The 26,165-nt window shown below is 60.1% G+C and carries 24 protein-coding genes and 1 tRNA gene; 9 read left to right on the forward strand and 16 right to left on the reverse strand.

Features of this window, described 5'->3' with window-relative positions; all coding sequences use genetic code 11:
• Window positions 1–91: 91 nt before the first annotated feature.
• The gene (locus tag NA619_RS14555; protein WP_255962562.1) at window positions 92–679 is read right to left on the reverse strand and encodes an exopolysaccharide biosynthesis protein; all 588 of its coding nucleotides are present in this window, start codon (window positions 677–679) and stop codon (window positions 92–94) included.
• A gap of 159 nt (window positions 680–838) precedes the next feature.
• Between NA619_RS14555 and metE the strand changes: the two genes are divergently transcribed.
• Window positions 839–3,139 carry a 5-methyltetrahydropteroyltriglutamate--homocysteine S-methyltransferase gene (gene metE / locus NA619_RS14560; RefSeq protein ID WP_255962563.1) on the forward strand — a complete coding sequence of 767 codons (2,301 nt, stop codon included), beginning with the start codon at window positions 839–841 and terminating at the stop codon, window positions 3,137–3,139.
• Window positions 3,140–3,261: 122 nt separating this feature from the next.
• The gene (ybaK, locus tag NA619_RS14565) at window positions 3,262–3,732 is read left to right on the forward strand and encodes a Cys-tRNA(Pro) deacylase (RefSeq protein ID WP_255962564.1); all 471 of its coding nucleotides are present in this window, start codon (window positions 3,262–3,264) and stop codon (window positions 3,730–3,732) included.
• 21 nt (window positions 3,733–3,753) lie between these two features.
• Here ybaK and mltF read toward each other — a convergent pair whose 3' ends face one another.
• Window positions 3,754–5,214, reverse strand: a complete 1,461-nt coding sequence (gene mltF / locus NA619_RS14570; protein WP_255962565.1) for a membrane-bound lytic murein transglycosylase MltF — start codon at window positions 5,212–5,214, stop codon at window positions 3,754–3,756.
• Window positions 5,215–5,487: 273 nt separating this feature from the next.
• On the opposite strand from mltF, the gene NA619_RS14575 reads away from it, so the two are divergent.
• Window positions 5,488–5,787 carry a GIY-YIG nuclease family protein gene (locus NA619_RS14575; protein ID WP_255962566.1) on the forward strand — a complete coding sequence of 100 codons (300 nt, stop codon included), beginning with the start codon at window positions 5,488–5,490 and terminating at the stop codon, window positions 5,785–5,787.
• Between the two features lie 67 nt (window positions 5,788–5,854).
• Entirely contained in the window at window positions 5,855–6,793 is a 939-nt protein-coding gene (locus NA619_RS14580) for a glutathione S-transferase family protein (protein ID WP_255962567.1), read from the forward strand.
• Between the two features lie 51 nt (window positions 6,794–6,844).
• On the opposite strand, the gene NA619_RS14585 is transcribed toward NA619_RS14580, so the two are convergent.
• Window positions 6,845–7,642: an undecaprenyl-diphosphate phosphatase gene (locus NA619_RS14585; protein WP_255962568.1), complete on the reverse strand. Its 798-nt coding sequence runs from the start codon at window positions 7,640–7,642 to the stop codon at window positions 6,845–6,847.
• Between the two features lie 178 nt (window positions 7,643–7,820).
• Entirely contained in the window at window positions 7,821–8,828 is a 1,008-nt protein-coding gene (gene yejK, locus NA619_RS14590) for a nucleoid-associated protein YejK (RefSeq protein ID WP_255962569.1), read from the reverse strand.
• Window positions 8,829–8,969: 141 nt separating this feature from the next.
• Between yejK and NA619_RS14595 the strand changes: the two genes are divergently transcribed.
• From NA619_RS14595 to NA619_RS14605, 3 genes are all read left to right on the forward strand, one after another.
• Window positions 8,970–10,181, forward strand: coding sequence for an MFS transporter (locus NA619_RS14595; protein ID WP_272891776.1), 1,212 nt, complete (start codon window positions 8,970–8,972; stop codon window positions 10,179–10,181).
• Window positions 10,181–10,303, forward strand: a complete 123-nt coding sequence (locus NA619_RS14600) for a hypothetical protein (RefSeq protein ID WP_255962570.1) — start codon at window positions 10,181–10,183, stop codon at window positions 10,301–10,303. The genes NA619_RS14595 and NA619_RS14600 overlap by 1 nt, the downstream gene beginning before the upstream one ends.
• A gap of 147 nt (window positions 10,304–10,450) precedes the next feature.
• The gene (locus NA619_RS14605) at window positions 10,451–10,642 is read left to right on the forward strand and encodes a hypothetical protein (protein ID WP_122164497.1); all 192 of its coding nucleotides are present in this window, start codon (window positions 10,451–10,453) and stop codon (window positions 10,640–10,642) included.
• Window positions 10,643–10,659: 17 nt separating this feature from the next.
• Here NA619_RS14605 and rlmF read toward each other — a convergent pair whose 3' ends face one another.
• The 9 genes from rlmF to NA619_RS14650 form a co-directional block, all read right to left on the reverse strand.
• Entirely contained in the window at window positions 10,660–11,667 is a 1,008-nt protein-coding gene (rlmF, locus tag NA619_RS14610; RefSeq protein WP_255962571.1) for a 23S rRNA (adenine(1618)-N(6))-methyltransferase RlmF, read from the reverse strand.
• A 46-nt stretch (window positions 11,668–11,713) separates the two neighbouring features.
• Window positions 11,714–12,883, reverse strand: coding sequence for a YbfB/YjiJ family MFS transporter (locus tag NA619_RS14615; RefSeq protein WP_255962572.1), 1,170 nt, complete (start codon window positions 12,881–12,883; stop codon window positions 11,714–11,716).
• A gap of 83 nt (window positions 12,884–12,966) precedes the next feature.
• Window positions 12,967–14,796, reverse strand: a complete 1,830-nt coding sequence (locus NA619_RS14620; RefSeq protein WP_255962573.1) for an SLC13 family permease — start codon at window positions 14,794–14,796, stop codon at window positions 12,967–12,969.
• Window positions 14,797–14,806: 10 nt separating this feature from the next.
• Window positions 14,807–15,103, reverse strand: a complete 297-nt coding sequence (locus NA619_RS14625) for a winged helix-turn-helix domain-containing protein (protein WP_255962574.1) — start codon at window positions 15,101–15,103, stop codon at window positions 14,807–14,809.
• Between the two features lie 74 nt (window positions 15,104–15,177).
• Window positions 15,178–16,560 carry a sodium:proton antiporter NhaD gene (gene nhaD / locus NA619_RS14630; RefSeq protein ID WP_255962575.1) on the reverse strand — a complete coding sequence of 461 codons (1,383 nt, stop codon included), beginning with the start codon at window positions 16,558–16,560 and terminating at the stop codon, window positions 15,178–15,180.
• Between the two features lie 362 nt (window positions 16,561–16,922).
• Window positions 16,923–19,757, reverse strand: a complete 2,835-nt coding sequence (locus NA619_RS14635; protein WP_255962576.1) for a valine--tRNA ligase — start codon at window positions 19,755–19,757, stop codon at window positions 16,923–16,925.
• 158 nt (window positions 19,758–19,915) lie between these two features.
• Window positions 19,916–20,281, reverse strand: a complete 366-nt coding sequence (locus tag NA619_RS14640) for a DNA polymerase III subunit chi (protein ID WP_255962577.1) — start codon at window positions 20,279–20,281, stop codon at window positions 19,916–19,918.
• A gap of 124 nt (window positions 20,282–20,405) precedes the next feature.
• Window positions 20,406–20,825, reverse strand: coding sequence for a DNA polymerase III subunit chi (locus NA619_RS14645; protein WP_255962578.1), 420 nt, complete (start codon window positions 20,823–20,825; stop codon window positions 20,406–20,408).
• A gap of 22 nt (window positions 20,826–20,847) precedes the next feature.
• The gene (locus NA619_RS14650) at window positions 20,848–22,341 is read right to left on the reverse strand and encodes a leucyl aminopeptidase (protein WP_255962579.1); all 1,494 of its coding nucleotides are present in this window, start codon (window positions 22,339–22,341) and stop codon (window positions 20,848–20,850) included.
• Window positions 22,342–22,527: 186 nt separating this feature from the next.
• Between NA619_RS14650 and lptF the strand changes: the two genes are divergently transcribed.
• A complete protein-coding gene (lptF, locus tag NA619_RS14655) occupies window positions 22,528–23,649 on the forward strand; it encodes an LPS export ABC transporter permease LptF (RefSeq protein ID WP_255962580.1) in 1,122 nt (373 codons plus the stop codon).
• A complete protein-coding gene (lptG, locus tag NA619_RS14660; RefSeq protein ID WP_255962581.1) occupies window positions 23,642–24,703 on the forward strand; it encodes an LPS export ABC transporter permease LptG in 1,062 nt (353 codons plus the stop codon). The genes lptF and lptG overlap by 8 nt, the downstream gene beginning before the upstream one ends.
• A 50-nt stretch (window positions 24,704–24,753) precedes the next feature.
• On the opposite strand, the gene NA619_RS14665 is transcribed toward lptG, so the two are convergent.
• The 3 genes from NA619_RS14665 to NA619_RS14675 form a co-directional block, all read right to left on the reverse strand.
• Window positions 24,754–25,251, reverse strand: coding sequence for an RDD family protein (locus tag NA619_RS14665; RefSeq protein WP_255962582.1), 498 nt, complete (start codon window positions 25,249–25,251; stop codon window positions 24,754–24,756).
• A 97-nt stretch (window positions 25,252–25,348) separates the two neighbouring features.
• Entirely contained in the window at window positions 25,349–25,561 is a 213-nt protein-coding gene (locus NA619_RS14670) for a cold-shock protein (protein WP_003284681.1), read from the reverse strand.
• Between the two features lie 417 nt (window positions 25,562–25,978).
• A tRNA-Leu gene (locus NA619_RS14675) sits at window positions 25,979–26,065 on the reverse strand.
• Window positions 26,066–26,165 lie beyond the last annotated feature (100 nt).

Raw genomic sequence — 26,165 nt, forward strand, 5'->3', positions numbered from 1 at the left:
GCGAAGTGTGCCCAGCGCGACGACACTTGTCGAGGCAGCGACGCACAGCGCACGGTTTACTCGGCGCTTGCAATAGAAGACGACGAAACGTCTACATCCACAGGCGACTGGCCAGATACGCCAACAGACCAAGCGGTAAAAACGCGGCGATCACTAGAGCGCCGTCGCGCGCCATCATTCCCAGCCCGATCAATGTAAGCGCTGCTCCGGCTACCGAATTGCCGAACGGGATCAGCTCGAGCGGCGGCATGGCCACGGCGATCAACAGGCACACCAGCGCGTTGATATAGACGGCAATGCCTTCGGTGAGCACCGTCAGCCGGTGCCGTATCAGGCGATCAATCAGCCGGGCGGGACGTTTGAGAAAGGCGATGGCGCGATCGTACTTGCTTCGCGAGGCGCAGCGGTTAAGCAACCATTTGGGGAGCCAGAAGTGCGTGCGCCCAACCAGCAGCTGCATCGCGATCAATCCAATCATGACCGCAAAAAAGGTCGGAAGGCCGGGGATCCCTGACAGGGGAGAGAACAACAGCAGCCCTGGAATCAGCAACAGGGCGCCAAAGCTTCGCTGGCCGGTCGCTTCGAGCATGCCCTCTATGGAAATCGGCTCGTCCGGCTCGCCAGCCTCTTCCAGAAGCTGCAACAGCGTCTTGAGGTTCTGCGGTTCCTCTCCAGTCATGTTTCGCTCGTGTCAGTCCGCCTGATTTTTAGAGGACTCAATAATCAAAATGTCCTTAATGAATTAGATTCTCGATCATCAAGAATTTCATGAGTTTGTTTCACTAAAGATCCGCAGCCACACTTCCCTCCATCGCAAATGAACGGATTGGAGATTGTTATGGCTGTTGCTCATTCCCTGGGCTTTCCACGAATCGGTGCTGACAGAGAGCTTAAAAAAGCACTTGAGGATTACTGGAAAGGTGAACTGAGCGAAGCCGGCTTGCGCGAAGTCGGTCGTAATTTGCGAGCGGCGCATTGGCAGCTGCAGGCCGAGGCAGGTATCGAACTCCTGCCAGTCGGCGACTTCGCCTGGTACGACCACGTTCTGACTCACTCGCTGATGTTCGGCGTGGTGCCCGAGCGCTTCCTGCCAGCCGATGGCCAGTCGTCCCTCGAGACCTTGTTTGCCATGGCACGGGGCGTAACTCACAACTGCTGCGGTGGTGCCCAGGCACAGGAGATGACCAAGTGGTTCGATACCAACTACCACTATCTGGTCCCGGAATTCAGTGTCGATCAGCAGTTCAGTCTGTCCTGGACGCAGCTTTTCGATGAGGCGGAAGAGGCCATGGCGCTGGGACACAGGATCAAGCCTGTGCTCATCGGACCCCTGACCTATCTCTGGTTGGGGAAGGCCAAGGGCGAGTCGTTCGACAAGCTGGACCTGCTCGAACGATTGCTGCCGCTCTACGGGGAGGTCCTCGAGCGGCTTGCTGCACAAGGTGTGGAATGGGTACAGATCGACGAGCCTATTCTCGTCCTGGATTTGCCGCAGGACTGGAAGAATGCGTTCGAACGGGCCTACAACCTGCTGCAGCGCGCGCCGTTGAAAAAGTTGATTGCAACCTACTTTGGCGGTCTGGAGGACAATCTCGGTTTGGCCGCTGCGCTGCCGGTCGATGGGCTGCACATCGATCTGGTACGTGCGCCGGACCAGTACCCGGTCATCCTCGATCGCTTGCCCGCGTACAAAATCCTTTCGCTGGGCCTGGTGAATGGCCGCAACGTGTGGCGCTGCGATCTCGACAAGGCGCTGGATGTTCTGAATCACGCCGCCGAGCGTTTGGGCGAACGGCTCTGGGTCGCACCGTCCTGCTCGTTACTGCACACGCCGGTGGATCTCCACCGTGAAGACCAGCTTGATACAGAGCTCAAAAGCTGGCTTGCCTTCGCTGTACAGAAATGCGTCGAGGTCGCAGTGCTGGCGCGCGCGGTTGATCAGCCAGATGACGTGGAGGTGCAGGTTGCGCTGCAGAGTAGTCGCGAGGTGCAGTCCAGCCGGGCAGGGTCGCCGCTTATTCACAAGTCCGAAGTCAGGGAGCGGTTGGCGGCGATCACGCCAGAACACAGTCAGCGTCAATCGAAGTTCGCGAGCCGAATCGTGAAGCAGCGTGAGCAGCTCGCGCTGCCGGCGTTTCCCACCACCACCATCGGCTCCTTCCCGCAAACGTCATCGATTCGTCTCGCACGCCAGGCATTCAAGCAGGGCAAGTTGTCGCTGACCGATTACACGGATGTGATGCAGGCCGAGATTCGCCACGCCGTGTCGGTGCAGGAGCAGCTGGGTCTGGACGTGCTGGTGCATGGCGAGGCCGAGCGCAATGACATGGTCGAGTATTTCGCCGAGCAGTTGGACGGCTACGCCTTCACGCGCTTCGGTTGGGTGCAGAGCTACGGCTCTCGTTGTGTGAAGCCCGCGGTGATCTACGGGGATATCAGCCGGCCGGCACCGATGACGGTCGAGTGGATTCGCTACGCCCAGCAGCAGACCAGCAAGGTCATCAAGGGCATGTTGACCGGCCCGGTGACCATGCTGATGTGGTCCTTTACCCGCGAGGACGTCAGCCGCGAGCAACAGGCGCGGCAGCTGGCCCTGGCGATCCGCGATGAAGTCTGCGATCTCGAAGCGGCAGGCATCAAGATCGTCCAGATCGACGAAGCAGCCTTCCGCGAAGGCTTGCCGCTGCGGCGCGCAGGGTGGAGTCACTATCTGGATTGGGCGGTCGATGCGTTCCGCCTGTGCGCCAGTGGCGTACGTGATGAAACGCAGATTCATACGCACATGTGCTACAGCGAGTTCAACGATGTGATCGAGGCGATTGCGGCGATGGATGCTGACGTCATTACCATTGAAACATCGCGTTCGCAGATGGAGTTGCTCGAGGCGTTCCGTGCCTTCGACTACCCCAACGACATCGGCCCTGGCGTGTATGACATTCATTCGCCGAGGGTGCCGGATACGGCGGAGATGGTTCAGCTGTTGGAGCAGGCCAGCGAGCGGATCCCGGCACAGCGCCTCTGGGTCAATCCTGACTGCGGCCTGAAAACCCGCGCCTGGCCGGAAACCGAGGCGGCATTGGTCAACATGGTCGCAGCGGCCCGGCAGTTGCGTTCGGCGCTTCAGGCCCGGGTTGCATGAAGCGGGCCGCTTGGGGCTCGTCTCGCGGTCGAGCGTGACACGCATCCTTGGCCCGCAGACTGTGCGGGCCGTTTTGTTTTGGCTAAGGTAGCGCTCTCTCCGTAACCATTAACGCTCGCCAAATGACGCCCGCTATTGATCTGCTGAAAAAAGCCAAAGCCGAGCATCAGGTGCTCAGCTATGAACACGATCCGAAATCCGCCTCCTACGGTCTGGAAGCGGCCGAAAAGCTTGGGCTTGAGCCCTCACGCGTATTCAAGACCTTGCTCGCATGCAGCGAGAAGAATGAGTTGCTGGTTGCCGTCGTTCCGGTTGCCGGCACGCTCGATCTCAAGGCGCTCGCTCAGGCGGCGAAGGTGAAGAAGGTAGACATGGCCGACCCCATGGCCGCGCAACGTGCCACCGGCTATCTGGTCGGTGGCATCAGCCCGTTGGGGCAGAAGAAGCGGCTGCGCACGTTCATCGACAATTCGGCCCAAGCGCAGCCGAGCATCTATGTCAGTGCCGGTCGAAGAGGGTTGGAGGTGGAATTGGCTGCTGCGGTGCTGGCCGAGCATACCGGGGGAAGCTTCGCGCCCATTGGGAGGCCTTGACGCTCGATTCACGCAGCTGGCTCAGAGCGGTGGCAGGACTTCACCCAGTTCGGTGGAATTGATGCCAGGAATGTGGATGTCACTGTGGACCAGCTGCTGGCCTTCCATCTGCGGCTGGGTTACCCATGTAAGGATGTCGTAGTAACGGCGGATGTTCGCCACGAAATGAACCGGCTCGCCGCCGCGCGCATAGCCATAGCGCGTCTTGGTGTACCACTGCTTCTGGGACAAGCGAGGCAGCATCTGCTTAACGTCCAGCCACTTGTTCGGATCCAGCCCCTCGCCCTCGGCCAGTTTGCGCGCATCTTCCAGATGGCCGCCGCCAACGTTATAGGCGGCGAGAGCGAACCAGGTGCGGTCCGGTTCCTGAATGCTGTCGGGAAGATTGGCGTGTACCCGCGCGATGTATTTGCCGCCCCCCTGAATGCTTTGAACCGGGTCGAGGCGGTTGTTCACGCCCATCGCCTTGGCGGTATTGAGGGTCAGCATCATCAGGCCGCGCACTCCAGTCTTGGAGGTCGCTTCAGGCTGCCAGTGCGACTCCTGATAGCCGATGGCGGCGAGCAGGCGCCAATCGACACCGTGTTTCTTCGCCGTCTCGCGGAAAACCTTTTCATACCGCGGCAGGCGCTGTTGCAGATGCTTGGCGAAAGCGTAGGCGCCGACATAGCCAAGGACATCAACGTGGCCGTAATAGCGCTCGCGCAACCGCTGCAGGGTTCCGTTCTCGCGCGCCTGGGTGAGGAACTGATTGGCCGCCTCAAGCACGCTTTCGTCTTCGCCCTTGCCGATGATCCATGACAGGCTGTTCTGCTCGCCGAGATCGAAGGCAGCTCGGGCGTTGGTGAAATACACCTGGTTAAGTGCAAGCTCGTTGGATTCCACAAGGGTCAGATCAACCTGGCCCTCGTCCACCATGCGCAGCAGGTCGACCACTTCAACCGCGTCGGACTCTTCGTAGCGAAGTTCCGGCAGCTCGGCTTGCAGCGCCCTGAGCTTTTCTGCCTGGCTACTGCCCTTGAGCACCAGAATGCGCTTGCCGATCAGGTCTTCTGGTTGGGTCGGTCGTCGTTGCCCTCGGCGATAGACAACCTGGGTCGTGACGTCGAGATAAGGCTGGGTAAAACGCGCCGAGTCCATCCGGCCTTCGCTGGCCACCAGGCCGGCGGCGGCCAGGGCAGGACCGCCCGGGCGGTTCAGGCGGGTGAAGATTTCATCAATGCTGTCTGCAGTTTCGATTTGCAGCTCGACGCCGAGATGGCTAGCGAAGCGCTGGACCAGCTCGTACTCGAAGCCGGCTTCGCCGTTACGGTCCTGGAAATAGGTGGAAGGGCTGTTGCGAGTGATCACGCGCAGTACACCTTCCTCCTTAATACGCTCGAGGGCGCTGGGCGGTTCGGCGCAGCTGCTGAGCATCAGGAAGAGTCCGGTCGCCAGCAACCAGGAGGTGCAGCGCTTGCGGAACGCGGTTTGGGCAAACATCGGCGCAGTATACGCAAAGGCGAACCGCCACCATATCTCGACAGGATCGACGGACTTTGCTAAGCGAAGCAGCAACCCCGGGCAACCGTCACCATTGCCGGGGGCTCCGCTGGATCGACGCTGCGGCGGCAAATGTATCTGCAAATGTCGGCAATTAGCGCGGGCTCGCAAGTCCGCTGCCCATGTCCTTGCCATTCTGGATGGGCGTCAGGACAATCCGCGGCCTTGAAGCCGTTCGTTACGGTATCGGCGCTTTCTGCACGGGCTATCTGGATGACCACCACCACAGACAAACCCTGGTATGTCTATCTGGTTCGCGCTGCGAACGGCTCGCTGTACTGTGGCATCAGCGATGATGCTCAGCGCCGTTTCGCCGCTCACCAGAATGGGCGTGGTGCACGATTTTTTCATTCCAGCCCAGCGGTCGCGCTCGTCTATGTGGAGTGTTGCACTACCAAGGGCGATGCACTGCGTCGCGAGCGCGCCATTAAGCAATTGAAGAAATCTGCAAAGGAAGCGCTTGTTTCGGCGAAGTCCGGCCCCGTTTCGGTGAATGCCCAGGCAATCAGCTGAACGGGTAGGCTGCCTCCTTTGGCGCGAGTAAGCTGCTGGTCTTCATACAAGACCGGCGGAGCCTGCAATGCACGAGATCATCCTGCACCACTATCCCACCTCACCCTTCGCCGAGAAGGCGCGCCTGATGTTGGGCTTCAAGCAGCTGTCGTGGCGGTCGGTCCAGATTCCGCCAATCATGCCCAAGCCTGATCTGACGGCGCTGACCGGTGGTTATCGGCGGACCCCGGTGCTGCAGATCGGAGCTGACGTGTATTGCGATACAGCCTTGATGGCACGCCGGCTCGAAGCGGAGAAAAGCACCCCTGCGCTGTTCCCGGAAGGGCGGGAGTTCGTCGCCGCCACGCTGGCACAGTGGGCCGACTCGGTGTTGTTCCTGCATGCGGTCAGTCTGGTGTTCCAGCCCGAATCCATGGCAATGCGCTTTGCCCAGGTGCCCAAGGAGTTCGTGCAGGTATTCAGCAAGGACCGCGCAGCGCTGTTCAGTGGCGGATCGGTGGCGCGTATTCCACTGGAGCAGGCCAAGAATCACTGGCCGGTTCTGATGGCACGTCTGCAGCAGCAGCTGGCACGTGGCGAGGGCGAGTTTCTGCTGGGCGACGCGCCTTGCGTCGCAGACTTCTCCGTGGCGCATTGCCTGTGGTTCCTCAAGGGCACGCCGGTGACCGCGCCCCTTGTCGATGACTATCCCGAAGTCTCGGCCTGGTTGGGCAAGGTTCTGGGCGTGGGCCACGGCTCGCTTAGTGAGCTGAGTGCAGAAGATGCGCTGAAAGTGTCCCGCGAAGCGACGCCAGCCCCATTGCCTGATGAGAACTTCTTCGAGCCAAACGGCTTTCAGGCCGGGCAGCAGGTGACCATTTCCGCGGTGGACTACGGAACCGATCCGGTGGAAGGCGAGCTGGTTTTCGCGGGTGTCGAGGAGCTTATCCTGCGTCGCGAGGACGAGCGCGCCGGCGTGGTGCACGTGCACTTCCCGCGTATTGGCTACCGCATCGACGCGCGTTGAAACAGCGCCCGCTGACCGATGGTCTCTGGTCAGCGGGCCGCTGCAATGGCGTTAAAGCGCGATGAATAGCAGGGTGACACCAAGTAGCAGGCGATAGACCACGAACGGCAGCATGCCCAGCGCATCGAGTGCTTTGAGGAACAGCTTGATACAGAGGAACGCGGCAACGAAAGAAAGCGCCGTGCCGATGAAGATATCGTTCCAGGGTGCCGCTTCACCGGATTGAGCCAGTTCCACGGCCTTCAGCCCGCCCGCAGCAAGAATCAGTGGAATCGATAGAAGAAAGGAAAAGCGCGCCGCGGCCTGCCGAGTGAAGCCAAGCAGCAAGGCGGCAGTCATGGTGATGCCCGAGCGGGAAGTGCCTGGGATAAGCGCCAGGGCCTGGGCGAAGCCGATGATCAGTGCACTTTTCCAGGTCAGATGATCCATTTCCACGACCCGCCGCCCTTTGACGTCGGCGTACCAGAGCACCAGACCGAAGATGATGGTCGTGGCGGCGATGACCAGCATCGAACGGGTGTACTGCTCGATGTAGTCCTCCAGCAGCAGGCCGGCTATGGCAGCTGGCAATGTACCAATGATGATCGCCCAGCCCAGGCGACTCTCAGCACTGACCTGCTGACGGAAAACATGCGCCAGCCAACCGCGAGTGGTGGCGATCACTTCGTGACGAAAGCAGAGGAGTACCGCGAGCAGTGTGCCGACGTGTACTGCGACGTCGAATGCCTGGCCCTGGTCCGGCCAGCCGAATACCTGCGAGGGGAGGATCAAGTGAGCAGAGGAAGAAATCGGAAGAAATTCGGTGATGCCCTGCACCAGGGACAGAATAATCAGGTGTAGCCAATCCATTGTTGATCCTTAGCTGAACGGGGAGCACGGGTGGTCGCGGCGTTTGAGCAGCCCATGTGACTGACAAAAGGGCATTTCATTCCGCACAGTCTGACGTTCGTTTAGTCGTCGTTCAGCGATGACACGCTCATTGGAAGTTGCAGCCGGTTGGGGTGTCTCGGCTGCGACAGTTTGGAGGTCAGCCTTTGCGACGTTTTAGCTGGTCGGTCAGCTGCGTTGGCAGATTACGGATGATGAGCATGTCACGCGCCTCGTCGTACTCAACTTTCGAGCCCAGCAGGTGCGACTCGAAGCTGATCGACAGGCCTTCGGCGCGTCCGGTAAAGCGCTGAAACTGGTTGAGAGTGCGCTTGTCTGCGGGAATCTCGGGTGACAGGCCGTAGTCCTTGTTGCGGATGTGGTCGTAAAAGGCCCGCGGGCGTTCTTCGTCGATGACGCCGGACAGTTCTTCGAGCGACATAGGCTCGCCGATCTTGGCCTGGCTGCTTGCGTAACCGACCAGCGCGCAGGTTTTCTCGCGGGCCTTGCCTTCCGGAAGGTCTTCGCTCTCGACATAGTCGCTGAAGGCCTTGAGCAGCGTTCGTGTTTCACCCGGGCCATCGACGCCTTCCTGGCAGCCGATGAAGTCACGGAAGTACTCCGAGACCTTCTTGCCATTCTTGCCTTTGATAAAGGAGATGTACTGCCGGGATTGCTGGTTGTTCTTCCATTCCGAGATGTTGATCCGGGTGGCCAGATGCAGCTGCCCAAGATCGAGATGCCTCGCTTCGGCCACATCCAGCGAGTCGGTCACGGTTACGCCATTGCTATGGTGCAGCAGGGCGATGGCCAGGTAGTCCGTCATCCCTTGCTGGTAGTGCGCGAACAGCACGTGACCGCCCGTCGAGAGGTTGGATTCCTCCATCAGCTTTTGCAGGTGCTCGACTGCCTTGCGACTGAATGCGGTGAAGTCCTGATTGCCGTCCATGTACTGCGTCAGCCAGCCGCTGAACGGGTAGGCACCGGACTCGTCGTGGAAAAAGCCCCAGGCCTTGCCCTGCTTGGCGTTGTAGCTCTCATTGAGATCGGCCAACAGGTTTTCGATGGCTTGTGAGTCGCCCAGCTCCGACTCCCGGGCATGTAGAACGGCGGGGGTGCCGTCCGGCTTTTTCTCGATCAGATGAACTATGCAGTGGCGAATCGGCATGGGGTACTCGCATCGGGTGAGGCAGATGGCGGCCAGTTTAACCGAGCAGCCCCAGGCACCGCTGGGCAAAAAGTGGATGCAGACGGATAGGGCGATGCGGGTAAGATGGATGCCCTTCAATTTTTGCTAAGTGTGTCGGCGATGAATGCGATTTGGCGCAACAGTTTCTGGATCCTGCTTGGCGGCTCGTTGATCCTCGCCGTGTCTCTTGGCACGCGGCATGGTTTCGGACTGTTCCTGCCGCCCATGAGCGCCGAGTTCGGTTGGGGGCGTGAGGTGTTCGCTTTTGCGATCGCCTTGCAGAACCTGATCTGGGGAATCGCGCAGCCGGTCACCGGGGCGCTGGCGGATCGCTTCGGCGTGGCACGGGCGGTACTGATAGGCGGCGTGCTCTATGCCGTTGGCCTGCTGTTGATGGCTGGGGCCGACTCGCCGGTTTCACTGTCGCTGAGTGCGGGGCTGCTGATCGGGCTCGGGCTCTCCGGTACTTCGTTCTCCGTAATCCTCGGCGCAGTTGGAAGGGCGGTGCCTGCCGAGAAACGCAGCATGGCCATGGGTATCGCCAGTGCAGCTGGCTCGTTTGGTCAGTTTGCGATGCTGCCCGGTACGCTTGGCCTGATCGGTTGGTTGGGGTGGTCGTCTGCCTTGCTGGCGCTTGGGCTGCTGGTTGCGCTGATCATGCCGCTCGCTTTGATGCTGCGTAGCGGCCCTCCGGCGCCAGTGACCGGGCCGCAGCAGACACTGGTGGAGGCGCTGCGCGAGGCAGTCAGCCATTCGGGTTTCCGCCTGTTGGCGTTAGGTTTCTTCGTTTGCGGCTTTCAGGTGGTGTTCATCGGCATCCACCTGCCGGCTTATCTGGTGGACAAGCAGCTGCCTGCGATTGCTGGCACCACGGTGCTGGCGCTGGTCGGGCTGTTCAATATCGTTGGCACCTACACAGCGGGCTGGTTGGGTGGTTGCTATTCCAAGCCCAAGCTTCTGACGGCCCTGTATCTGATGCGAGCGGTGGTGATCAGCGCATTCTTCTTCGCCCCGCTGACGCTGTGGACTGCTTATGCGTTCGGCATCGCCATGGGGCTGCTCTGGCTCTCCACCGTTCCGCTAACCAATGGCACAGTTGCCACGCTGTTTGGCGTTCGCAATCTGTCGATGCTTGGCGGGATCGTGTTTCTGTTCCACCAGATCGGCTCGTTCTTCGGCGGCTGGCTGGGCGGATGGGTGTATGACACGACCGGCAGCTACGATCTGGTCTGGCAGATTTCCATTGCGCTGAGTCTGATGGCGGCAGCGCTCAACTGGCCAATTCGTGAACAGCCGGTCGAGCGTGTGCGTTTGGCTGCAGGTACGGCCTGATGCAAAGGATCTGGCTGTGGACTGGTGGTGTCGCGCTGGCGGTGCTGCTTCTCGTGGCGGCATGGTGGGGCTGGCAGCAGGGAGGGCTAGCCCTGTTGCAGCTGGGCATGGGGGTTTGTTGATCAATCGTTTGGTCAGTTTTTGTTACGGCGAGGGAATCAATCCTTAGCACCTCTCTCAAACAAGCGAGACGAACGAAAGCTGTCGCCTAATCGTAATCAAAGGCCTGTAAAAAGCTGCGGCATGCAGTTATCTGGAGCTACCGAACCATGTCCACCCTTACCGAACTCGCCCAACAAATCGCCCAACTCTATCCACTGCAGGACAAGCGCGTCGGCAAACGCTACCGCGTAGTGGGTGAACTCGCCGGTATGACCGAGCTGGAAGAGATCAACGGCGAGCCGCGTTATATCCAGACTCTTGCCCTGAAAGATCGCCAGCGCTGGGATCTCGCTGTCTGAATTGATGGCCCGGCTGATCAGCCGAGCTTGCGATCGGTCCAGTAGTCCGCGCGCCACTGAGCGCGCGCTGCATCATCGAGGAAGCTCCAGGCGACGAAGCGGCTGCGCTTCTGCCCCTGAGACATGTCGCAGGTGCGAACCTGCACCGCACCGAGTTTCTTCAGGCGTGCCTCCAGCGGCTGCACATTGCCTGCCTTGGAAACCAGCGTACTGAACCAGCAGATCTGCTTACCCACAACCTTGCTTTCATCTGCCAGCCTGGCAATGAATGCCGCCTCACCCCCTTCGCACCAGAGCTCGGCCGCCTGACCACCGAAATTCAATGCCGGCAATTTGCGCTTGGGATCCAGCTTTCCTAGGTTGCGCCATTTGCGTTGGCTGCCACTGCTGGCCTCCGCCTGCGAAGCATGGAAGGGTGGATTGCAGAGCGTGAGGTCAAACCGGTCGTCGGGTTGCACCAGGTGTTCGAACACGTGCCGTGAGTCGGACTGCTGACGCAGAGCGATGCCGTTGTTCAGCTTGTTGGCGGAAACGATGGTGCGTGCCGATGCCAATGCGGTTGCATCGACGTCGGAGCCAGTGAACTGCCAGCCATACTCACGCAAACCGATCAGCGGATAGATACAGTTGGCTCCGGTACCGATGTCCAAGGCATGGATTCGCGAGCCGCGCGGGATCTCACCTTCGTTATCGTCTGCCAGCAGATCAGCCAGCCCATGCAGGTAATCGGCCCGTCCCGGAATCGGCGGGCACAGATAGCCTGGTGGAATATCCCAATGAACGATGCCGTAGAACTGCTTGAGCAGTGCGCGGTTGAACACCCGTACCGCAGTCGGATCAGCAAAGTCGATGCTCTGCTTGCCGTAGGGGTTGATGACCACGAACTGGGCCAGCTCAGGATTACCGGCGATGAGCGCTGGAAAGTCGTAGCGTCCGGTATGGCGATTGCGAGGATGCAGGGTGCCTTTGGCTGCGGCTTGGTTTGCGGCGCGTGGCGGAGTGATAGCTGGTTTCGGCGTTTTCATGTTCGGCTGCTGGTGGCGCTTGAAGTGGGGCATTGTCCCACAGGTTTCAGGCGCGACGTGGCACCAGCAGCATCCAGACCAGCCCCCAGAGCAGGGCGCCGGCGCCGAGCCAGAAGGCACTGTGCAGCGAACCGCCCATGGTTAGCCAGATTCCTGTAAGCCACGGGCCGGCTAGCTGGGTCAGGCTGTAAAGGGCAATCAGCGCCGCGGATAGACGTGGTCCCTGATGCGGGTGAAGTGCGCGAGCCAGCCGCTGGGTCAGTAATACCGTTCCGAGAAAGGTGCCTCCGACCAGCACCGCGCACAGCAGAATCCCTGTGGCGCCTGGCAGCAAAAGCGCAGCCAGCACGCCAGCCAATTGAGTGACGTAGCTCAAGCGCAGTGCCTGCGTATCGCCGAGCAACGCCCCCAATCGATTCCAGAGCCAGGGTGAGGGAAGCGTCGCAATTGCGACCACCAGCCAGCTGCTCTCGACCAATATGTCGCCGGGCTCGACCTGCAACCGGGCCACCATCGGCAGAAAGGTCATCGGCAGGATGTAGCCCATGCCAGCGCCAGCGTAGGAGAGGAACAGCGGCGTACTTGCCCGATCGAGCAGCCGCCCGCTGCGAGGCGTCGCCTGGTTCTCGGGGAGTTGTTCCGGCGGCATGTCCAGCCTGGCCAGTTGGCGCCAACCCCACCATGCCAGCGGAATCGAAAGCAGCGCCGCAGGCCACCAACGCTCGGCGCCTTCGAGCACGCCGTTGCTCAGGCTGACCATTAAACTGGAGACCACCAGCCCGACACAGGCGCCCAGGTAAACCAGCCCGCTCGAAGATGTACGGCGATGGCGGGCCAGCCACTCGAGAATCAGCGAAGGTGCCTGAACGAAAACCAGACCATTGCTGATCCCGTTGAGTAGGCGCAGTGCCGAAAGCGCCTCGGCAGATTCGGCCTGGGTCTGTGCCAGCGTACTCAGCACATGCAGTCCCAGCGCCCAGGGCAGGCTGCGACGAATCTGGGCGACGCGATACCAGCGCAACGCGAGCAGCGCGCCGACCAGATAGCCGAGATAGTTCCAGCTGGCAATGCTCGCGCCCTGTTGCACGGTCAGGACGCCATCCTCCACCAACCAGGGCAGCAGGGGCGTGTAAACGAAGCGCCCGAGCCCGTGAACGACGAGCAGCAGCGTCGCGCCAGCCAGGAGCACGGGAAAGAGGGCGGGACGTTGGGACATCGATATCAACCAGACGTGCAAAAGGGTTGAGCTTACCGACAGCTGCGACCCGGGACCACGCTAGTGATTAATGAGCGCGCTACTCATAGGGGGAAGAGCAGCGGAACCATGATTACCGACGTCAACATGACCAGTAGAGTGAACGGCACACCGATGCGCACGAAGTCGGCGAATCGATAGTTGCCAGGCCCAAGAACCAGCGTGTTCACCGGAGACGAGATCGGAGTCATGAACGCGGCGGAAGCAGCCAGCGCGATGATCATCGCGAAGGGATACGGTGACGCACCAAGCTGTTCGGCGGTGGATATTGCTACCGGTGCCATCAGTACAGCGGTTGCGGTGTTGGAGATGAATAACCCGATGATTGCCGTTAGCAGGAACAGGCAGGCCAGCAAGACCTGTGGTCCTGCGTCCCCGAACAACCCGATCAGGGCAGAGACCGCCAGTGCGATACCACCAGTCTTCTCCAGTGCAAGGGCGAAGGGCAGCATACCGACGATCAAGACAAGACTTTGCCAGTGAATCGCCTTGTAGGCGCTGTCCATGTCGATACAGCGAAACAGCCCCATCACCAGGCAACCGATCAGCGCGGCAAGCACATTCGGAACAAGGCCGCTGACCATCAGCCCCACCATTACCGCCAGCCCCAGCAGCGCAAAGGGTGCCTGGTTGGCGGCCGGGGCCACGTCATCGACCTCGGCAGGGAGACTAAGTACCAGGAAATCCCGGTTCATGCCTTGCAGGCGATGGATATGCTTCCAGCCTCCGGCCACCAGAAGGGCGTCGCCGGCTTTGAGCTTTTCGTCCACCAGAAGGCCTTGTAGCGCTTCCCGGTTTCGCCGCAGCCCAACCACGTTGAGCTTGTGACGGGAGCGAAAGCCCAGCGCCTGAATGGTCTTGCCGGGCAGGCTCGAGTCAGGCGGAAGGGCAACCTCGGCAAGGCCCAGCTCACGTGAGTGATCGCTGTAGTAAGAAGTGTTGAGTTGCAGGGGTTCCAGGCCCAGCTCCTCGTAAGCCCCTAATAGCCCGATGGCCGGACTCGCCAGATCGACCAGCAGTATGTCACCGACCAGCAGCTGACTGTTGCCGGTGGCGATCAGCAGCAGGCGTCGGAAGCGCTGTTGCCGTTCGATGGCGATGACATTGATGCCGTATTGAGTTCGCAGCTTCAGTTCGTCGAGCGCCTGGTTGGCCAGTGGTGAGCGAGGCAGCACGCGAAGGCGTCGCTCGCGTTCTGGCAGGCGATAACGCTGAGCCAGCGCGGCGAGCGTGTCGCGGGGTTCGGTCAGGGCATCCGAGGTGCTCGATTGCCCCAGCCAGCGCCGTGCCAGCAGCATGTAGGCGATACCCAGCACGAGAATCGTCAAGCCGATCGGGGCGAAGCTGAAAAAGGCGAAACCATCGAATCCGGCACGTCGCAGCTCGCTGTGCACCACCATGTTCGGCGGCGTCGCGACCAGGGTGAGCATGCCGCTCATCAAACCGGCAAACGCCAGCGGCATCATCAGGCGACGCGGCGAGACGTGCATCTTCGCGGCAATGCTCAGCACCACGGGGATGAAGATCGCCACCACCCCGGTAGAGCTCATCACCGAACCCAGCCCGGCCACCGCGAGCATCAGCAGGACCAGCAATCGCGTCTCGCTGCTGCCCGCAGAGTGCATCAACCATTCACCCAGGCGATAAGCGATACCGGTACGCACAAGGCCATTGCCGATCACGAACAATGCGGCGATCAGTACCACGCTGGGGTCGCTGAAGCCGGCAAGCGCTTCGGGAACGCTCAGGATCCCGGTAAGTGGAAGCGCCACCATGGCGAGCAGGGCGACGACATCCATTCGCGGCCGATTGATGATGAACAGCCCCACACAGGTGGCGAGCAGTCCCAGAACCAGCAGCAGGTCGGTGTTCATGTCGAGGCGATCAGGGGTAGCCGAGGGTGGACTTTAGCTGGGCTAGGTTACGCTCGATCCATTGGCGATCGATCGCGCCCCAGTCGTGAATGCGGTAGTGGCCGGCATTGTGCCGCTCGCCGTTGTCCTGACTGAAGCGGCAATCGATGTCGAGTTCGGCCAGGGCCGCAAGGGTATCCTGAGCCGTACGCCTGGGCATGCCTGTCGCGGCCATCAATGCAGGCACACTGGTAGCGGCCCCAGTATCGATCAGCCAGGCGACATAGAGTCGCCGGTAGAAGCTGCTTTTGGTCTTGCTGATGGTCATCCGGTCTTCCAAAACTGGTCATCGAGCTGCCGAGCCGCATTGCGCTGCTCGATGGCCCGTTTTTGGCGATTTGCTCAGCGTAGGGCGAGCATGCCTATGTAAGTCACGGCGCCGGCAGTGTAACCGAGGAAAGCCAACAGGCTGACGCGCTTGACGTACCAGGTGAAGCTGATCTTTTCCATACCCATGGCGGCTACGCCTGCAGCCGAGCCAATGATCAGTGTGCTGCCACCTGTTCCTGCGCAGTAGGCCAGCATTTCCCAGAAGTTGCCGTCGACGACGAATTGAGACAGCCAGGCGGCTTCTTCCGGTGCGGACGCGGCGAGCACGGCAGGGCTGACCAGCGGATACATCTTCATAGAACCGGCCACCAGCGGCACGTTGTCCACCACCGCTGAAAGTAGGCCAATGGTGTAATTGATCGGGTAGATGTGGCCCATCGACTCGCGCAATGCAACCGCGACCTGCGTGAGATGGCCGGCAGTGGCCAGTGCTGCAACAGCGAGTAGGATGCCAAGGAAGAACAGCACGCTCGGCGTATCCACCTTGCGCAGAACACCCACCACAGAAAGCGGGTGCTTGTGATCGTCTTCCTTGTGCCTGTGCAGGAATTCGGTGGTGACCCAGAGCACGCCGAGCCCGAACAGAATGCCCATGTAAGGAGGCAGGTGGGTGACGGTCTTGAAGATGGGCACGAACACCAGCGCACCGATACCGAGCGCCAGCACCAGGTTGCGTTCGAACGCCGTAGTGGTGGGTGGGTTTGTTTCTGCGAGGTGAGCGCGTGCGCGGGGGCGAGGCACTTCGCCGCTCATGCGGAAGCTGAGAATCAGCAAAGGCACCAGCAGGCAGACCAGACTCGGCAGGAACAAGCCGACAATCACGCCCGAGGCGGTGATCTGGTTACCGATCCAGAGCATGGTGGTGGTGACGTCGCCAATTGGGCTCCAGGCGCCACCAGCGTTGGCGGCGATGACCACGACACCGACGAACAGCCAACGCTCGGGGCGGCCACGGATCAGCTTGCGAAGCAACGAGACCATGACGATGGTGGTGGTCAGGTTATCCAGCGCGGCCGAGAGGAAGAAGGTCAAAAAGCCGATGATCCACAGCAACTGAACGCGCTTGCGGGTCTGGATACGATCGGTGATGACCTTGAACCCTTCATGGGAGTCGATCAGCTCGACAATGGTCATGGCGCCGAGGAGGAAGAACAGGATCTCCGATATTTCGCCCAGGTGATGCCTGAGTGATTCGACCACGACGGCGGATGAGTCCCCCGGATTATGGCTCCCCGGCTGCAGTAACGGGACGATAGTGTCGGCGCCGAATACCAGTGCTGTCCAACACAGCACAGCAGTCAGGATTGCGGCCGCGGCCTTGTCGATTTTCAGCGGGTGCTCGAAAGCTATACAGAGATAGCCGAGCACGAATACAACTGCCATGAGGACATACATCGGAGGGGCTCCATTTTTTAGAAACCGGACCGGCCGTTCGTTATTGTCGAAGTTGGCGCGGTGGCTGACAGGCTAAAAAAAATGGGCGACTAGCGGTGCGATTGAATTAAGTGCGACCGCGACACGCAGGGCGATACCTACATCGTTAACGGCTGCGCGTACGGCTACCCGGTTGGGTTCGCTTCGCTGCTGACTTATTTCATGTCGTAGCGCATTTGCGCGTCGGTTCTGGCCTGTCAGTTGTGATTCGATAGTGCGATGTGCGACATAGTGTATCGGCCGCACCGGTTTTTACTTGTCATCAATCAAGTGCGGTTGCCTAAGCAAAAAGGCCAGCACATCAAGTGCTGGCCTTCGGCTTGTTACAGAGTGGCGATGCGGTCGCGTTGCTCCAGCAGCTGGGCCTTGGCGTGTTCGGCCTCGGCCAGTTTGGCGCGCTCCTTGTCGATCACCTCGGCAGGTGCCTTGTCGACGAAGCCTGCGTTGCCAAGCTTGCCGCCGACACGCTTGACCTCCCCATCGAGTCTGGCGATTTCCTTGTCCAGACGAGCGAGCTCAGCATCCTTGTCGATCAGGCCCGCCATCGGCACCAGCACCTGCATGTCGCCTACCAGTGCCGTGGCAGAGAGCGGGGCCTCTTCGCTGGCAGCAAGAACACGAACGCTTTCCAGCTTGGCAAGCTTCTTCAGGAGCGGCTCGTTATCCAAGAGCCGACGTTGATCGGAGTCGCTGGCGTTGCTCAGAACCACGTCGATGCGCTTGGCCATGGAGATGTTCATCTCGCCGCGGATCTGCCGGATGCCGAGCATGAAGGCCTTGACCCACTCGATATCGTTCTCGGCTGCCTCGTCGAGACGTTCCGGGTTGAATTCGGGCCAGGGTTGCAGCATCAGCGTCGGCCCCGACTTGCCCGCCAGGGGCGCAACACGCTGCCAGATTTCTTCCGTGATGAAGGGCATGAAGGGGTGAGCCAGGCGTAGCGCGGTTTCCAGCACGCGCACCAGGGTGCGGCGGGTGCCGCGCTGGCGCTCCAGGCTGGCGCTTTCGTCCCAGAGCACCGGCTTGACCAGCTCCAGGTACCAGGCGCAGTACTCGTCCCAGATGAACTCGTAGAGCGCTTGAGCCGCGAGGTCGAAGCGGAAGGCTTCCAGCTGGCGAGTCACTTCCGCCTCGGTGCGCTGAAGCGCCGAGATGATCCAGCGATCGACCGCCGACAACTCAACCGGAGCGCCATCGATGCCAGTGTCTTTGCCTTCGGTATTCTCGAAAACGAAGTTGGCGGCATTCCAGATCTTGTTGCAGAAATTGCGATAGCCCTCGACGCGGCCCATGTCGAACTTCACGTCGCGGCCGGTTGATGCCAGCGAGCAGAAGGTGAAGCGCAGGGCGTCGGTGCCATAGCTGGCGATGCCCTCGGGGAATTCTGCGCGCGTCTGCTTGGCAATCTTATCGGCGAGCTTGGGCTGCATCATGCCGCTGGTGCGCTTGGTCAGCAGGTCGTCGAGGGTAATGCCGTCGACGATGTCCAGCGGGTCGAGCACGTTGCCCTTTGACTTGGACATCTTCTGACCCTGGCCGTCGCGGACCAGACCGTGCACATACACCGTCTTGAACGGAATCTGCCCGGTCAGGTGCGTAGACAGCATGATCATCCGAGCGACCCAGAAGAAGATGATGTCGAAACCGGTAACGAGTACATCGGTGGGGTGGAAGGTCTTGAGAAACTCGGTCTGCTCGGGCCAGCCGAGAGTGGAGAACGTCCACAGGCCGGAGCTGAACCAGGTGTCCAGCACGTCCTCGTCCTGGCGCAGTTCGACGTTGTTGCAGAGGTTATATTTGCTGCGAACCTCAGCTTCGTCACGGCCGACGTAGACATTGCCGGCCTCGTCATACCAGGCCGGAATACGGTGGCCCCACCAGAGCTGGCGGCTGATGCACCAGTCCTGGATGTCTCGCATCCAGCTGAAGTACATGTTTTCGTACTGCTTGGGCACGAACTGGATGTCGCCACTTTCAACAGCGGCAATGGCTTTCTCGGCCAGCGGCTTGGTGGAAACGTACCACTGGTCCGTCAGCCACGGTTCGATGATGGTGCCAGACCGGTCGCCTCGGGGGACTTTCAGTGCATGATCGTCGATCTTTTCGAGCAGGCTCATGGCTTCGAACTCGGCAACGATGGCCTTGCGCGCATCGAAGCGGTCCATGTGTGCGTAGCCGTCTGGCAGGCTGGCGTCGACCTTATCGTTCGGCGTGCCGTCGATGTTGAACACCTGGGCCTTGGCCAGTACAGCAGCATTGCGGTCGAAGATGTTGATCAGCGGCAGGCGATGGCGCTTGCCCACTTCGTAGTCGTTGAAATCGTGCGCGGGCGTGATCTTCACACAGCCGGTTCCGAACTCCAGATCGACGTAATCGTCAGCGACGATCGGGATCAGACGGTTCACCAGCGGCAACATGATGTGACGGCCGATCAGATTCTTGTAGCGCTCATCCTCGGGATGCACCGCAACCGCGGCGTCACCAAGCATGGTCTCCGGACGGGTCGTGGCAACGACCAGATAGTCCAGGCCGTCAGCAGTCTTGCAGCCGTCGGCCAGTGGATAACGCATGTGCCAGAGATGGCCTTTCTCGTCATGGTTCTCGACTTCAAGGTCTGAGATCGCGGTGTGCAGCTTGGTGTCCCAGTTGACCAGGCGCTTGCCGCGGTAGATCAGGCCATCCTCGTGCAGGCGGACAAAGGCTTCCTTCACCGCATTGGAGAGGCCGGCATCCATGGTGAAGCGCTCGCGGGACCAGTCCACCGACGAGCCAAGACGGCGGATCTGCCGGGTGATATTGCCACCGGACTCCTCTTTCCATTCCCAGACCTTGTCCAGAAACTTCTCGCGCCCGAGATCGTGACGGCTGACACCCTGCGCGCCCAGTTGACGCTCGACCACCATCTGCGTGGCGATGCCTGCGTGATCGGTGCCGGGCTGCCACAGGGTGTTGCGGCCCTGCATCCGTCGGAAACGAATCAGCGCATCCATGATCGCGTTGTTGAAGCCATGACCCATGTGCAGGCTGCCGGTCACGTTCGGCGGCGGGATCATGATGGTGTAGGACTCGCCTGAACCTTGGGGGGCGAAATAGTGATTCGATTCCCAAGTCTGATACCAGGAGGTTTCGATGGCGTGCGGCTGGTAGGTCTTGTCCATGCGGCGGGACCCTTAGAACGGCTGATCGGAAAAGCCGGCAAGTATAAAGGCAAAGTGCGCTGGCAGCAGGCTCGCATGCCGCTTTTATCCGGCCAGGCCTGTTCATTCGCGGGGCGAGGTGCTCCTTGAGCCAATTCGCCCGGCTATTCAGGCAGAGATCAGGGCCGCTTGGACCTGATCACTTGCTCGGCGCGCGCCTCCAGGCGATTGCGCAATTCCGCTTCGATCTGTGGCACGAAGTCATCGATCACGTCCTGCAGAATAAGCTGCGCCGCGGTGCGCAATTCATGGTCGAGATGACGCTCGGCCAGCGTGCGAAACGCAGTTCGCACGGCCGGCTCTCGAGGTTCGGCCTGAATTTGGGCAGGCGCTATCGGGGCTCGCCCGACGACGTCGGAAAGCATGGGGATGCTGTCAGGGTCCAGGGCGTCATCGAGCAGGGGTGGATCCTGATCGCCGAGCAACGCCCGGATGGACTCGAGATCGTCGAGCAGATGAGCTTTATGGGGAGGTGTTTGCGTCATGTGCGGTGGGTTCCGGAAATTGAAGCATCCAGGCAGGTCGTGTTGCTCCAGAAGTGGACAGGTGTCCGATAGCTCTGCTTGGCGGGTCGCTCAGGCGTCACCAACGGCGATCCGCTGATGCTGGCTAGAGTTCGACTCTCTTTGGATCATAGCCGCGCTGGCGATAGACGCGAAAATTGTCCCGGCAGACGGTTAGTAGCTCCGGCTGCTGGTTGACGATCTCGATGACCCGGCTGAACTGGTCAGTGTGTGGCGACAGCGTTCGAGACAGGTTGATCAGCAAGCCCTGCGCTGAGGCCGGCGGTTGGTCCGTGCCGATTACTACCGGCGCTTGCGGATCGTCCTCATGCAATTCGTGCGGCACGAAGCGCTCAGCCCGGAAGCTCCAGAGCAGCTCGTCGAGTTCGCGACACTGTTGGTCATCTTCGCAGCGAATGAAAACAGTCATGCCGTGCTGCCAGCCCTTGCTTGCCAGCTGGCAGGCCGCTCTAGCGCGACCTGCCGGCTCGCTGTCAGGCAGTACGTAGAACTCGATACGCGTCATGCCTGTTTTCCGATCGCTGTCGTCATGCCTGCGCGGCTCTGTCCAGCAAGTATTGGGTCAATAGTGGGACCGGACGACCTGTGGCGCCTTTTTCCTTACCGCCGCTGACCCAGGCAGTCCCGGCAACGTCCAGATGCGCCCACGGATATGCCTTGGTGAATCGCGAAAGAAAACAGGCTGCCGTGATGGTGCCTGCCTTGGGGCCGCCGATATTGGCGATGTCGGCGAAGGGGCTGTCGAGCTGCTCCTGATATTCGTCGAACAACGGCAGCTGCCAAGCGCGGTCGCCAGCCTTCTGGCCCGCTCCAAGGACCTGCTGTATCAGTTCGTCGTTATTACCCAGCAGGCCCGAGGTATTGCTGCCCAGCGCAACGATGCAGGCACCGGTAAGGGTGGCTACGTCGATGACGGCGCGCGGCTTGAACCGTTCGGCGTAGGTCAGGGTGTCGCAGAGCACCAGACGGCCTTCGGCGTCGGTATTCAGGATTTCGACCGTCTGTCCGCTCATGGTGGTGACGATATCTCCTGGGCGAGTGGCATTGCCGCTGGGCATGTTTTCCGCACAGGCGAGGAGGCCGACCAGATTGATCGGCAGCTGCAACTCGAGTGCTGCGCGGAAGGTGCCGAGCACGCTCGCGGCGCCACACATGTCGTACTTCATCTCGTCCATGCCCTGGCCGGGCTTAAGGCTGATGCCGCCGGTATCGAAGGTGATGCCCTTGCCCACCAGTGCATAGGGTTGCTCGCCTTTTTTGCCGCCGTTGTATTGCATGACGACAATACAGCCGGGTTGATCGCTGCCCTGAGATACGGCGAGGAACGAGCCCGCGCCCAGCTCGCGCAGTTTCTTTTCGTCAAGGACTTCGACTTTCAAGCCCTTGAAGGTTTTGCCGAGTTGCTTAGCCTGATCGGCGATGTAGTTCGGGTGGCAGACGTTCGGAGGCAAATTCCCCAGATCACGAGCAAAGCTCATGCCCGCAGTGATTGCTGCCGCATGGCGCGCGGCCTCCTCGATCTGTGCCTGTTCGGCCTTGTCGGTCAGAATCGTGATCTTGCCGAGCTTTGGCGCCTCGTTCTTCTTGCTCTTGAACTGATCGAAAACATACTGACCGTCGCCCAATACCTCGACGAGCATACGAGTGCGCGCGTAAGCGTCGCGCTCCTTTACCTGAACATCCTGTAGGGCGAAGGTCGCATCGCTCCCGCCCAGGCTTTTCAATACGCCTAGCGCCGCACTGGCGATCTTGCGGAACTGCCGCGCGTCGCGCTCTTCATCCTTACCTGTGCCAACCAGCAAGATGCGGTCGGCTTTCAACCCTTGCAGATTGTGCAGCAGCAGTGTCTGGCCAGGCTTCCCTTGCAAGTCGCCACGCTTGAGAACTGCGCTGATAGCTCCACCGCTGGCTTGATCCACACTTTGCGCAACGGCATCGAGTTGCTGGTTTTCGCTCACGGCCAGAACGAGCGTGGCCGTTTTAGCTACAGCGGCTTTAGTGTTTTTTACAACAAATTCCATGGCGTCGAGTCCCCAAGACAAAGAGTCGGGTTTGCAGGATAATGCCGGGCTTATTTTCCGGTGGTTCGTCTACCGGGGCGTTGGGGAGGTATCGTTTGATCTCCAATGCCCTGTTGCGGCGGACCGGCTGTTTGGCGGCTAGTTTGAGCGTAGCCGCCGGAGCCTGACAACCCTGGAGTGTCCGGTTTGATCGTCTTTCGTTACCTGTCCCGCGAGCTTTTGGTCACGCTGAGCGCAGTTAGTGCCGTGCTGCTGGTGATCATCATGAGTGGCCGTTTCATCAAATATCTGGCGCAGGCGGCGCAGGGCATGCTCGATCCGGGCGTGCTCCTGATGATCATGGGGTTTCGGCTGCCGGGGTTTCTTCAGTTGATCCTGCCGCTGGGTTTGTTTCTCGGCATCCTGCTGGCCTACGGTCGGCTCTATCTCGATAGCGAGATGACGGTTCTTTCTGCTACCGGCATGAGTCAGCGTCGCCTGCTTGTCTATAGCCTGGCGCCCGCCGCGCTAATTGCCGGCATCGTAGGCTGGCTCAGCCTTGGATTGGCACCACAGGGTGTTGCCGAGGTCGATCGGATTCTCAATGAGCAGGACTCGCTGACCGAATTCGATACCTTGGTCCCGGGCCGTTTCCAGACCTTGCGCAACGGGACCCGCGTCACCTACACCCGAGAGCTTACATCCGATAGAACCGAGCTGGCCGGTGTGTTCATTTCGGAAACCAATCTGTCCAGCGCGACCGGAGGAGCTCGCGGGCTTTCGGTTCTGGTTGCAGAGTCCGGGCGGCAGGAAGTCCAGCCTGACGGTAGCCGCTACCTGATTCTGGAAAACGGTTATCGCTACGACGGTAATCCGGGGCAAGCTAACTATCGGGCTATTCAGTACGACACCTACGGCGTGCTTCTGCCCAAGCCCGAGGTCAGCATAGAGCTCAGTGCGCGCGAGGCGATGCCGACCAGCGAGCTGATTGGAAATGACGACATCCGGATGCAGTCCGAGCTTCAATGGCGACTGTCCCTGCCGCTGCTGGTATTCATCGTCACGCTGCTGGCGGTGCCGCTGGCTAAGGTAAATCCGCGCCAGGGCCGCTTTCTCAAGTTGCTGCCCGCCATCCTTCTATACATGGCTTACCTTGCGTTGCTTATTGCTGCGCGCGGCTCGCTGGACAAAGGGAGAATCCCTCCGACCCTTGGGCTCTGGTGGGTGCATGGGATCTTTTTTGCGATAGGAATGCTGATGCTCTACTGGGAGCCACTGAGGCTTGCGATCGACAAGCGTCGCGCAGTGTTGGGGGGTGCCCATGCGTAAGCTCGATCGGTACATCGGTAGTCATGTCCTGCTGGCAATTCTTACCGTGCTCGGCATTATCGTCGGGCTGGCGCTCCTGTTCGCGTTCATCGACGAATTGGGCGATGTAAAAGGTAGCTACAGCACGCTGAATGCCGCTGTCTATGTTCTTCTCACGACCCCCTCGCGTGTCTACGAAATGCTACCGATGGCCGCATTGATTGGCTGTCTTATTGGCCTTGGCACGCTTGCCAGCAGCAGCGAACTGACCATCATGCGTGCCGCCGGCGTGTCGCTTGGTCGAATCGTTTTGGCAGTCATGAAGCCGATGCTTCTGTTGATGTTGGTCGGCGTGCTGATCGACGAGTACGTGGCGCCTTGGAGTGAAAACATTGCGCAGGCTAGTCGCTCCTCGGCGCAGGGTGCTGGCGAAGCGCAGAGCAGCAAGCGTGGACTTTGGCATCGCCAGGGTGACGAATTCGTGCATATCAATGCTGTTCAGCCCAGCGGCGTGCTGCTCGGTGTCACACGCTATCGGTTCGATGATCAGCGCCAACTTCTCTCGGCGAGCTTTGCTCGGCGGGCTCGTTATGAGAGTGATATATGGGTGCTCAGCGATGTCGCTACGACCCATTTTCGTGGCGACCATACCGAGGTCTTGAGCGTGGCCGAAGAGCGTTGGGATGTGCAGCTTACGCCTCAACTAGTGGGTACGGTCGTCATGGAGCCAGACGCTCTGTCCATCACAGGGCTATGGCGTTACATACACTACCTCGGTGAGCAAGGTCTTAATAACGGGCGCTATTGGCTGGCGTTCTGGACCAAGGTGTTGCAGCCGGCCGTGACCGTGGCGCTGGTCTTGCTGGCAATCTCGTTCATCTTTGGACCGCTGCGCTCCGTGACGCTTGGACAGCGGATTTTCACCGGCGTGATCGTAGGCTTCGTGTTTCGAATTCTGCAGGATCTTCTGGGTCCGGCCAGCCAGGTGTTCGGCTTCTCGCCCTTGCTGGCCGTGGCGGTGCCGGCGGGACTCTGCGCGCTGGCCGGTATCTACCTGCTACGTCGAGCCGGATAGCGCTGCGTCGTTGGCGCAGCGTGATTAGAGGAGGGGCGTACCTCCCTTCATCATTTCTTATGGATGTTCTTGGGTAGCTGAACGACCTGGCTTTCCGAATAGATGTCCTGCCAGGTCCGATGCTGTTTGTCCCAGAGCATCCACCAGTAACCCAGCCCCAGGGCGAGCCAGGACATTATCGCGATCAGGAACCTCAGCAGCGCCTGCCAGAGGTCGATGGCAGTGCCGTCGGCATTCTGAATGCGTACACCCCACACCTGCATCCCGAGCGTCTGGCCATTGTGCGTCCAGAATTTGGCGAAGAACGCGAACACTGCGAACAGCAGCAGTGTCGACAGGATGGGATCTATGTCCAGGCCGCCCGACTCTGATACAGCTTTCAGTCCTTCGCTGCCATAAAAGAGGCGCAAGATCACCTGCTGGTAGAACAGTGTGACGACCATCATTAATGCAATCGATAAGAACGCATCGTAGAAAATGGCGGCGATTCGACGGATCAGGGCGGCCGCAGGGAACTGGCCCTGGGGGCTGAGCAGATGGTTGCGCATGGTGGCGTCTCGCTGGGAAAGGCAGTCGGGCATTCTACGGAATCGCGCCCATAAAAAAGCCCCTGATGTATCCATCAGGGGCTTTTAGGCGCTGGGCTTATTCCTGGATTTGAACCTGGTCAGCCTGCATGCCCTTTTGACCTTGCACGGCGACGAAGCTGACCTTCTGGCCTTCTTTCAGGCTTTTGAAGCCATTGCCTTCGATCGCGCGGAAGTGCACGAACAGATCCGGACCGCTCTCGGGAGTGATGAAACCAAAACCTTTTTCGTCGTTAAACCACTTGACGGTACCGTTCTGACGATTCGACATAGCTTTGTATCCTTGAAACTCAATAGTAGAAGCGCCCCTGCATTGGCGGGAGGCGGAGACTGGTTGCAAGGAGTAAAGAGTCGAACGGGATGTAGCGGATCTTGAGATCTACTGCACCAGGTCACGATTCAACGGCGACCCATGCAAACACAGTGGGCACACTCTACGATAACTCGCCGGGCGCTGCCAAGCCCTCGCGGACATGGAGTTTCCCACCGCAAGCTGCACCAGTCCGGCGCGTTTTGAGTGCTGTTGAGGTGCTTTGATCTCGCTGTCGATGGCCAGTATCTATGTCCGGCCGGGGACTGCTATCGCGTATGATCGATGCGGTGCACCGATTCCTGCTGGGGTGACGCCGCTGCTTCTGTGCGGTTCCCCATCACCAATGGCTACCGATAGCCCTTGGTCACTGATTAGTGGTGCCTCGAGAGAGACTCGAACTCTCACGTTGTTACCAACGGCGGATTTTGAATCCGCTGCGTCTACCGATTCCGCCATCGAGGCACAGTGGCGGCGCAGTATAGGGATGCGATGCGAGTCGGTCAATCGTCTAGCGTGGTCATGTTGCAGGGTTTCCGCTAAGCTTTGCGCCCCCTGAGCTCCG

This window comes from Stutzerimonas stutzeri (assembly GCF_024448895.1).
Taxonomy (GTDB): Bacteria; Pseudomonadota; Gammaproteobacteria; order Pseudomonadales; family Pseudomonadaceae; genus Stutzerimonas; species Stutzerimonas stutzeri_Q.

Coding starts and splice junctions, on each gene's coding strand:
- NA619_RS14605 (WP_122164497.1), top strand. CDS start 10,451: ATGTCCACCCTTACCGAACTCGCCCAACAAATCGCCCAACTCTATCCA.
- NA619_RS14620 (WP_255962573.1), bottom strand. CDS start 14,796: ATGAACACCGACCTGCTGCTGGTTCTGGGACTGCTCGCCACCTGTGTG.
- NA619_RS14665 (WP_255962582.1), bottom strand. CDS start 25,251: ATGCGCAACCATCTGCTCAGCCCCCAGGGCCAGTTCCCTGCGGCCGCC.
- ybaK (WP_255962564.1), top strand. CDS start 3,262: ATGACGCCCGCTATTGATCTGCTGAAAAAAGCCAAAGCCGAGCATCAG.
- NA619_RS14585 (WP_255962568.1), bottom strand. CDS start 7,642: ATGGATTGGCTACACCTGATTATTCTGTCCCTGGTGCAGGGCATCACC.
- NA619_RS14555 (WP_255962562.1), bottom strand. CDS start 679: ATGACTGGAGAGGAACCGCAGAACCTCAAGACGCTGTTGCAGCTTCTG.
- NA619_RS14635 (WP_255962576.1), bottom strand. CDS start 19,757: ATGGACAAGACCTACCAGCCGCACGCCATCGAAACCTCCTGGTATCAG.
- NA619_RS14625 (WP_255962574.1), bottom strand. CDS start 15,103: ATGACCATCAGCAAGACCAAAAGCAGCTTCTACCGGCGACTCTATGTC.
- mltF (WP_255962565.1), bottom strand. CDS start 5,214: ATGTTTGCCCAAACCGCGTTCCGCAAGCGCTGCACCTCCTGGTTGCTG.
- lptG (WP_255962581.1), top strand. CDS start 23,642: ATGCGTAAGCTCGATCGGTACATCGGTAGTCATGTCCTGCTGGCAATT.
- NA619_RS14580 (WP_255962567.1), top strand. CDS start 5,855: ATGCACGAGATCATCCTGCACCACTATCCCACCTCACCCTTCGCCGAG.
- NA619_RS14650 (WP_255962579.1), bottom strand. CDS start 22,341: ATGGAATTTGTTGTAAAAAACACTAAAGCCGCTGTAGCTAAAACGGCC.
- NA619_RS14615 (WP_255962572.1), bottom strand. CDS start 12,883: ATGTCCCAACGTCCCGCCCTCTTTCCCGTGCTCCTGGCTGGCGCGACG.
- NA619_RS14600 (WP_255962570.1), top strand. CDS start 10,181: ATGCAAAGGATCTGGCTGTGGACTGGTGGTGTCGCGCTGGCGGTGCTG.
- NA619_RS14670 (WP_003284681.1), bottom strand. CDS start 25,561: ATGTCGAATCGTCAGAACGGTACCGTCAAGTGGTTTAACGACGAAAAA.
- yejK (WP_255962569.1), bottom strand. CDS start 8,828: ATGCCGATTCGCCACTGCATAGTTCATCTGATCGAGAAAAAGCCGGAC.
- NA619_RS14640 (WP_255962577.1), bottom strand. CDS start 20,281: ATGACGCAAACACCTCCCCATAAAGCTCATCTGCTCGACGATCTCGAG.
- metE (WP_255962563.1), top strand. CDS start 839: ATGGCTGTTGCTCATTCCCTGGGCTTTCCACGAATCGGTGCTGACAGA.
- rlmF (WP_255962571.1), bottom strand. CDS start 11,667: ATGAAAACGCCGAAACCAGCTATCACTCCGCCACGCGCCGCAAACCAA.
- nhaD (WP_255962575.1), bottom strand. CDS start 16,560: ATGTATGTCCTCATGGCAGTTGTATTCGTGCTCGGCTATCTCTGTATA.
- NA619_RS14595 (WP_272891776.1), top strand. CDS start 8,970: ATGAATGCGATTTGGCGCAACAGTTTCTGGATCCTGCTTGGCGGCTCG.
- NA619_RS14645 (WP_255962578.1), bottom strand. CDS start 20,825: ATGACGCGTATCGAGTTCTACGTACTGCCTGACAGCGAGCCGGCAGGT.
- NA619_RS14575 (WP_255962566.1), top strand. CDS start 5,488: ATGACCACCACCACAGACAAACCCTGGTATGTCTATCTGGTTCGCGCT.